The 7,336-nt window shown below is 42.6% G+C and carries 5 protein-coding genes and 1 pseudogene; 1 reads left to right on the forward strand and 5 read right to left on the reverse strand.

Translation table 11 applies throughout. From position 1 onward, the window contains the following. Nucleotides 1-87 precede the first annotated feature (87 nt). Nucleotides 88-1,362, forward strand: a complete 1,275-nt coding sequence (locus BGL89_RS08105) for an O-antigen ligase family protein (protein ID WP_286825281.1) — start codon at nt 88-90, stop codon at nt 1,360-1,362. Nucleotides 1,363-1,762: 400 nt separating this feature from the next. On the opposite strand, the gene BGL89_RS08110 is transcribed toward BGL89_RS08105, so the two are convergent. The 5 genes and pseudogenes from BGL89_RS08110 to BGL89_RS08130 all read right to left on the reverse strand — a co-directional run. Then, a complete protein-coding gene (locus BGL89_RS08110; protein WP_286825282.1) occupies nt 1,763-2,659 on the reverse strand; it encodes an AEC family transporter in 897 nt (298 codons plus the stop codon). 49 nt (nt 2,660-2,708) lie between these two features. Then, nucleotides 2,709-3,284 (reverse strand): Uma2 family endonuclease, encoded by a 576-nt coding sequence (locus BGL89_RS08115; RefSeq protein WP_286825283.1) that lies wholly within the window; start codon nt 3,282-3,284, stop codon nt 2,709-2,711. Between the two features lie 251 nt (nt 3,285-3,535). Continuing rightward, nucleotides 3,536-5,227, reverse strand: a complete 1,692-nt coding sequence (locus tag BGL89_RS08120; RefSeq protein ID WP_286825284.1) for a hypothetical protein — start codon at nt 5,225-5,227, stop codon at nt 3,536-3,538. A gap of 201 nt (nt 5,228-5,428) precedes the next feature. Further along, entirely contained in the window at nt 5,429-6,295 is an 867-nt protein-coding gene (locus BGL89_RS08125; RefSeq protein ID WP_286825285.1) for a formylglycine-generating enzyme family protein, read from the reverse strand. Between the two features lie 205 nt (nt 6,296-6,500). Continuing rightward, nucleotides 6,501-7,253 (reverse strand): annotated as a pseudogene (locus tag BGL89_RS08130) (dynamin family protein); the annotation flags it as partial. Nucleotides 7,254-7,336 lie beyond the last annotated feature (83 nt).

The following is a 7,336-nucleotide window of genomic DNA, read 5'->3' on the forward strand; positions in this document are numbered from 1 at the left end:
CGCCGTCCACTTGGTTTTCGAGACTGGCCTTTTAATTCTAACGTAAAGCCAACCTAGAACGGCGGGGTTTCAGACCCAAAATTTCCGATGAAAAAGATTTTTTGTCAAGGGTGGGAGTGGAATTTAACACTTTTTTCAGTTTTTATCGCCATGATCCTGCCGGAGTTAGCGGGTATCGGCATGATTATCGTATTAATTAGGGTTTTTACCGGCAATTTTCGGGCAATTATCCAGTCACGTCTCAATCAAGGTCTCGGTATCGTCACTCTTTGGCTAATGATTAGTGCCAGTCTTTCCCCAACTCCGGGGGATGCTTGGATTGGTTTGGGAAATTTCCTGCCCTTTTTCTTCTTTTTTAGCAATATTCGGCAATTAATTAAAAAACCCTCTCAATTGCGTCAACTAGCTTGGGTGATGGTTATTCCGTCGGTTTGGGTAGTGGTGATGGGATGGGGACAAATTTTTCTCGGTTGGCAAAAACCGGAAGCATTAAAAGGGATTTTTACCTGGCCCTACGGAGTGGGGGGCGAACCTTTAGGGCGAATGTCTTCGGTTTTTATGTATGCTAATCTTTTGGGGGCTTATTTATTAATAACTCTGATTTTAGCGATCGGTTTATTAATTCTAACTTGGCGGCAGTGGCACAGACAAAGAAATACCCTTTTAAATCTCAAAGTCGGGTTTTTAACTTTAACTATATTTATCGACAGTGTAGGGCTATTTTTAAGCAATTCTCGCAATGCTTGGGCCTTAGCCTTTTTAGGAGGCCTAATTTTCGCCCTTTATCTGGGTTGGAATGCCTTAGTCGCCGGTTTTGTCCTCTTGGGGGGGGTGATTTCCCTCGCTTCTTGGGGACCAAATCCTTTAAGAGATAGTCTGCGTTTTTTGGTTCCTAGGGCGATTTGGGCGCGATTATCCGATGAAATGTTCCCTGATCGCCCTCTAGCGACTCTCAGATCAACTCAATGGCGTTTTACTCTAGAAATGACCCAAGAAAGACCCCTATTCGGTTGGGGATTACGCAGTTTTACACCTCTCTACGAAAAAAGTCAGGGATTATGGTTAGGTCATCCCCATAATTTATATTTGATGTTAATGGCAGAAACGGGAATTATTGGCTTAATTTTATTGTCTATTTGGGTGGGTTGGATTTATGCCCAAGGGTGGCGTTTATTTATCTTTCTACGGCAACAAAAAGCCGGGGGTGAGTTAATTATCTTTACCTATCTGGTAGCCTTTGGTGCTTGTGTTTTATTTAATCTCGTCGATGTCACCCTCTCCGATGTCAAGATTAATACTATTGTTTGGTTTCTCTTGGCTGCCATTGCTGGGGTGAGTCAAAGGATGAATTATGAATTATGAATTATGAATTATAAATTATAAATTATGAATTATGAATTATAAATTATGAATTGGGAAGTGGGGAGACCACTTCGTGCGCGTTGCGGGGGGAGATGGGGAGATGGGGAGACCACTTCGTGCGCGTTGCGGGGGGAGATGGGGAGACCACTTCGTGCGCGTTGCGGGGGGAGATGGGGAGATGGGGAGCTTTTTTCAGTGAACTGATGACTGATAACTGATAACTGATGACTGATAACTGATAACTGATAACTGATAACTGATAACTGATAACTGATGACTGATAACTGATAACTGATAACTGATAACTGATAACTGATAACTGATAACTGATAACTGATAACTGATAACTGATAACTGATAACCAAAACGAAAACTTCGTACCTCACCATTAAGATAACTGCTATAAATAGACTTTTAATAACCAAAGAAAGAAAGGAATAGTCAGAAAACTAGCAAGGGTAGTGACCACAACTGTGCGGGCCATCAAAGCGGCCGAACCACCGAATTCTGTGACTAAAATGACGGTATTAACGGCGGTGGGCATGGCACTTTGTAGGATAAGAATTTTTAGATCCATACCGGTTAATCCTAAACTATTGCCGATCGCAAATGCCAAAAGAGGAGCGACTAAAAGACGCAAACAGGCCGCTAATAATTCTAATTTACCGATCGCTAATTTTTGCTGAGATAATTGGATACCTAGGATAATTAAAGCCAAAGGAATTGCCGCTTGTCCTAGATAGCTAATACTTTTATCTAATTGCAGGGGAAGATGAAAAGAGAAAGTTTGAAAGCTAATGCCGATAAAAATTGACCAGACTAAGGGCAATTGAAAAACTAAGCGAAATCCAGAAAGAAAGCTTTTTCCTCGCAAATAAGCGGGACTAATACCAAATAAAAGAATACTAGAACCAATCATATAGATTATCGCTCTTTCCAGTCCAGCCGCACCCAGGGCAAAACTAGCCACAGGTAAACCCATATTACCGTTATTGGGCATCACAGCGGCAGCCATGAGGCTTTTGCGGGTATCAACATCGAGACTAAGACAAGAGGCGATAATTTCGACGACAATCGCCATTACCAGTGAAATAAGAGCAAAACCTAGGAGAATTAAACCGATATTGCTGCCGGATAAAGTGGTGCGATAGAGTCCATCAATGACCAAAGCGGGAGCAAGAATATAAACCGTGATTTGGGAAAGGGAATGCACTTCAACAGTGAGAATTTTTCCTGCTATCACACCGATGAGGATGATAAAACCCACTGGAATAATAGCGGAGAGGATGACAAGCATTAATCAGGTAAAAAGTAAATAGTAAACAGAAAAAAACTGATCTGATTTTTTAACAGATTTCTGTTATATCTTCGTATAAAGATTTGATCGCACAGTGAAAATCGATACTAGCTAGATAAATATCTGCTCCTTTGCTGTAGGGATAAAGAACCCAAAATCCTTCATCATTGAGACGAAAACAATCTACACTGATGCGTTCTTGACTGATAAGAACGTATTCTTCTAAAGTTTCAAGGGAACGATAGTCGGCAAATTTATCGCCCCGGTCAAAGGCAGCAGTAGTGGGGGATAATACTTCTACAATCAAGCGCGGATAACGGATAAAATCTTCCGAGAAAGACCGATTATCTCGCGAGTCGCAAGTAACTACAAGATCGGGATAAAAATAACTATTAGCTATTTCTAGACGAACTTTCATATCTGTGGCATAGACAAGACAACCACTACCCCGCAGCCGGTTTTTTAAAAGTGTGGCTAAGTTGATAATAATCATACCGTGGGCTTTACTTGCACCAGCCATGGCGTAGGTTTGACCGCGAATGTATTCGTGTTTATCCTTGGCCATTCTCTCCGTTGCTAAATAATCTTCCGGGGAAAGATAGTTATGGTCAAAGTTAGCAATCATTTGGTTAAATCACCTTTATTGTCTCTAAAATCAATTCTAGCTCTCGATCGAGGATCGGTACATTTTCAAAATTTGTCTGACAAACATCTCTAAATTGGGTGCATCTCAATTTTGGAGAAATATCTATATAACATTTTGGGCGCACGCAGTTCGATAAACTCACTGACCACGATACGCCCCTACCATTGGCACAATAATATTATTGTAGGGGCGAGATCGGCGTTCAAGAAGTCAGAAGTCAGGAGTAACAATTAGTGGGTTGAAATCACTTTGCGATCGATCAATAGACTTTTCCAGCCGATCACCAGAAAGAGAATCAGAGGGATCGTCGTTATCCATAACCCGGATGAATTACCGATGATATCCCTCGCGAATACTAGCGCATATTTCCCTTTTAAATCGGCATTACCGTCCCAAACCACCGATCCCTCCGTACCGAGAAAGAGTAGGTGAATCCCCCGGGATAAGAAAAATTCTAGGACGACCGCCAGAAAAGCCCCTTGTTTAACCCTTGCTGGTAACGTGGCCAGATATTCGACCGCAAAGAAGAATAAAAGAACTACGAGCGGTGTCATACTCTCCCCGACTACCCCACCTCGATGGTATCCGGGTTGTAAAAAGCAGCCTCCCCAAAATCCGATCGCGAATACCGAGACTAGAAAAGAAGGAGGAAAGAGAGGATGAGAGCGAACCTTTCCCGAAACCCGTTGCCAGAAACCGACCACCAAAACCGCGAAGAGGGTGAGAGTTAAGGCACCGGAGAAAATACCGTAATAGAGTCTAAACCAAGAATTCCACAGTTGATAGCGTAACACATGATATTCTCCCCCCGATCCCGGCCCGTGAACGATCCGCTTGGTGACCGCTTCGATAAGTTCTAGCGGGAAAATGGTTGCAATACTGTTATTGATTGCGTCGATAATTCTGCCGAAAGCCGTCGCAGTTCCTGTAGTTCTTGCCGCCGTAGAAAATAGAGAAGCGAGACCGAATTGAGAGATTCCCCATAAATACCAAGGTAAACAAATAGCGATCGCCACGATGAGGGCAAAACCAGTTTGACGGGCCACTAGGGGCAGATTATGACGATTGACCCAGAGATTATCGATGATCAGAGCGATGACGTAGAGAATCGCCGAAGGATGACTGAGAAGAGCCAATCCCCAACCTAAACCACAAGCGAGTCCCGATACAGAATATAATCTCGATCGGCAGTTATGGCGGATGTCGAGATAAAAATAAAAACTGACCAAAATATAAACCGTGGCGAGGATTTTCGGCCAGGGATAGCTAATCATATTACTAAAATAAGGACTGAAGGCGACAAGAGAAAAAGCCAAAGGAATTAAGGACGGGCGGAGGAACAGAGGAATCAGAGTCACCAGAGCGATTCCGGGTAAAATACTCAGGATTTGATAAATGCTAAAACTCTCTTCAAATAGACCTAGGTAATAACTAGAAAATAGGTTAAATAATGGCGTGCGAGATGTGACATTATAAATCTCAAAATAAACGGTATCTAATTTTTGTGTTCCTAGATAAATTCGTGCGATGTCGTAGTGCATCCACCAGTCGCCATAGTAACCTGCCCCACTGTAGAGTAAAACAAACAATTGCATTCCTAGCAGAGCGAGCCACAAGAGTAGCGGTAAATAAATCCATTGATAATGTCCTCTCTGTTCCTCGCGCTTTGGCTTTCGGAGGAGTAGAGCGAAAAAGAGCAGGAATAAACCGAGCGTTGCGACGACGAGAAAAGTTTTTCCAGAAAATCCGAGGAGAAAGTTCAGGAAAGCGAGTGCCGACTGTAAGGCGATTCCCCAGGCACCAGCTAGAGCTAGACAGCGATCAATCGACCACTGCGAGAGTGATCGTAGACCTAAATAGCCAAGAAAGAAGGTTAAGAACAGGGATAGAATGCTAATCAGAAGTAGATAGGCAAAACTCATTGGAATAATTACCGGGTATAAGGAGTCTAGAAAAAATAACCTTAATGTTTTTCCGTTCTGGGTGCTAAGCGCGGGTACGGATTACAGACGACTAAGCGCGATACAATCGGCTGGAGAAGCGCTGGTTTTAATGGTTTGGGGATTAATATGGGTTTGCGCGGCGCGATAGCCGTGATTTTGCCTGGTTTCGATGATCGGTTTTCAGATTGAAGGAGAATTATCGCTAACGACACGAAAGCCGATATCATAGAGTCCAGCAGTAGCGAGAAATTTGACCCGGTAGGCCGAGCGACATTTGTTGGGGCCGTCATTCCAGGAACCCCCGCGTAAAACTCGTCTGTCCCTATCTTCTATTGTGGCCGCTTCGTAGTTATCGCGCCAGTAATCTGCACACCATTCCCGGACATTTCCGTGTAGATCGTAGAGTCCGAAAGGGTTAGCGACGGCAAACATTCCTACCGGTGTGGTTTCTCGCCGATCGCATCCTAGGGAACCTTCCCCATAACGACCATAACTGCACACTTTCCCCCCATAATCCCAGTCCACCCCGGAATAGTTGGCTAAATCAGTGGAAATTGTCGGGCCAAAGTGAAAAGGGGTTGATGTTCCTCCCCGACAAGCGTATTCCCATTCTTTTTCTGCGGGTAAACGATAATTGAGTCCGGTGAGACGGGATAGGCGATCGCAAAATTCCTCCGCTTCCCACCAGTTAATTTGTTCTACGGGGCGATCGTAACCTTCAAAATGGGCCGGATAGGGATTAAGTTCAATATTTACCGGTTCTAATTTTGCCACCTCGCGCCATTGTCGTTGGGTAATTGGGTAGCGACTCAGACAAAAAGCTTTAACATTAACCAGAGATTGGGGACTTTGACTCAATTTCCAGCCTAACTCGCTTTTAGGCGCACCGATGAGGTATTGACCGCTAGGGATAGAAATCATCTCTAAAAAGGTTTTTTTGCTTAAAAAATATTTATAACCTCGATTAGTGACTTTTTCCCGTTTAATTTCCTCACCTTTGCCATTAACAGTGACCACTTCATCGGTAAAATCTAACCATTCTCCCATTCTGCACTCCTCTATCGGTTATCGGTTGATCGGGTTAAGCTGCGAGCCTAGAAAAATCTCGAAACCTACCAGTTTAAGGATAACAAGACTTCGATCGCTTATCCCCCGATGAGTTTTAATTTTAATTAATTTTTTGCTTTGACACCAAATCGGTTTTTAATAGATGGATTGTTTCCTCTTGCTTCCCACTTCCCGCTCCCCCATATTAATTGCTGGAGTGATTAACAACTTCAGGGACAATCTCTAATTCTTGTTCACCAATTACAGGTAAATGATTTTTCTGTAAACCCATAGCAGTTAAACAAGTATTGAGAGAGTTTATCGCTTGGTTATAATCCTCAATTTTTTGGTGAATTTCTTCCTGTTTGCGGGCATTATTAGCAATTTTTTCCGCCGCTTCCTGTTCTAAGGTTTGTTCTAGATAAGAACGAGCTTGATTGAACTGTTGTAGAATAGTATCCGCTTGTTTTTTTGCCATTGGTATCAATTGATTTTTCAGAGTATTATTAACAGTTTGGCGGAAGTTTTTATGAATTGTTGCTGATACTTTTGGCTCAAAATCTAACTTAAGTAATTGACGGATAGCAGGTTCGGCAGCAAGAATACTTTCACAGTCATAACCTTGGTCAGTTTGTTGCACAGTTTGCCGAAATTGAAAGATCGAAAAAGTGCCTTCGTTGTAAAAATTATGATTTTCTCGTACATAGCGATCACACTCGGTCTTTGCTTCGGAAACTAAGGCATTAATTAACTGCAATTCTAGCTGTTTTAGCTGAATTTCTAGGTGGCCATCATTGCCTAATAATCGGTAAATTTGTCGATAATAATCACCTTGTCTTACCGCATCTAAAAGACGCTGACAAAAGCGACTAATTAAACTGGTTGACTCCTCAATTAACACATCTTCTAGCTGGTTAGACAGATAATAAAAAGCTTCCACTAATACTGCTAATAAAGGCTCTTCGTTACCCTTTATGCTAAATCAACAGACAAGATGCCAAGACAACATACTTCTAACCCAAAAATTCCGAAAGTTTCTAA

It is taken from the genome of Microcystis sp. LSC13-02 (assembly GCA_002282935.1).
Lineage (GTDB): Bacteria > Cyanobacteriota > Cyanobacteriia > Cyanobacteriales > Microcystaceae > Microcystis.